The 1,583-nt window shown below is 38.3% G+C and carries 1 protein-coding gene and 1 pseudogene; both read left to right on the top strand.

Translation table 11 applies throughout. The features are described 5' to 3' along the window. Nucleotides 1-729: phage tail tip fiber protein (locus M997_RS17035; protein WP_205125582.1), on the top strand; the 729-nt coding region annotated here is incomplete at its 5' end. Nucleotides 730-751: 22 nt separating this feature from the next. Next, a pseudogene (locus M997_RS17830) lies at nt 752-1,583 on the top strand (hypothetical protein); the annotation flags it as partial.

Genomic DNA, 1,583 nt, shown 5'->3' with positions numbered 1-1,583 from the left:
AACCCCGTTAACGGCAAGATGGAATTATTCATGTATGCCAAAAATGGGCAGTTGTTTATTAGGGAGGCATTTTTAGATAAAGCAAATGTGCGTGAAATGGTGCTTTCTGAGGCGATTAAATCCAAAAATTACGAGATAGGTAAAATAGGATTTATAATTGACGCGACAACAGGAGATGCTGAATTTAATAATGCGATATTTAGGGGAACAATTGATGGTGCCGATGGTAATTTCAATGGAACGGTTAAGGTTGGAAGATTAATAGGAAATATTGTTTCAGTTTCAGATGAAATTTATATCAATGATAAATGGAAAGGGAATGAAATTAGGGAATTATTTAGGGTTCAGCAGAGAGATGAACCATGTAATGTATGGGTAAGTGGCTCTCTGAATCAAACGGATTATATCCCTGACTGGTATGGGACAAAAACACCTAACCGCGCACTGATGGGATATTACGCGTATGAAATGAGTGGTGAGCGTGGCATGGCTGACATTTACGTTGATGGCGTTCTACAGGAACGACCTGTATCTGTATGGGCTGGTAATCCGGTTAATCAACTCAAAGATGAATTCGTGTGTAATGAATTTACAGTACAAATACCGGCAGGAAAATCAGTCAGTAGCGTTGGCATAAAAATACCGTGGAAGGGTGCGAATGAATACACGGTATTCATTATGCGCGGACGTATCTTTGTTCTCCCTGAATCAACTGATGTAATAAAATAATCAATCACCAGGAATAAATAAAATGATATACACAACAGGCACAGTTTCTACTGTGTCAGGGTCTGCTATTGTCAAAGGCTCTGGCACTAAATTTAAAAATAATAATCCAGCCATTAATATTGGAATGACTATTTTAATTAAATCGGGAAATACTAATATTCCGTATATGATTAAATCTGTTAATTCCGACACCGAATTAGTATTAGCGCACCCTGCATTAGCGACAGTAAATAACACCCCATTCTCAATTCATATCACTGAGCCGGATAATAATAGTGATGCAGCACGAACCATGGTCGCAATAAATGCGTACACACAATATTTCCTCGATGCAATGAATACATGGATGTCTGAAACGGGACAGACAAAAATAGAAATGCCAAATGGTGAGACTATTACTCTCGATAGCATTAAGAAGATGCAGGGGGATATTGCAAATCGAGCAGATAAATCATCATCAAGTGAACAGTTATTTGTGGGCGCAGTTTCGTCAAAATATATTACGTCCGTGGATGGTGATAATAAATTAGGAATGAGGGCTCGTGATGCTGGTAACGTTATTCTTAATGCAGGAAAATCTCAAACTCACGAGATTAAAATTCCAGAAAAAAGTGGTGCGATGATGCTTGCTGGTGATTATGGTATCGGTAGCGATGCTATCTCGTTAAAAAATATTGATTTAGACAACACAAGAACGGAGAGTTGCTTTTTTAGGCAAGGCGGCGGGGAGGGCGATAATTATTTCTCAGCTTGGGGGACTGGGATTAATATTAAATATGACTTTGCAAATTCATTTAAACTTTTTATAAGCCCTAAAGATGGATCCATAATTACCAATGTGCGTCGCAGTAATG

Origin of the sequence: Proteus hauseri ATCC 700826 (assembly GCF_001654965.1) — a bacterium.
GTDB classification, from domain to species: Bacteria; Pseudomonadota; Gammaproteobacteria; order Enterobacterales; family Enterobacteriaceae; genus Proteus; species Proteus hauseri.
This window is presented reverse-complemented; position numbering and strand designations above follow the sequence as displayed.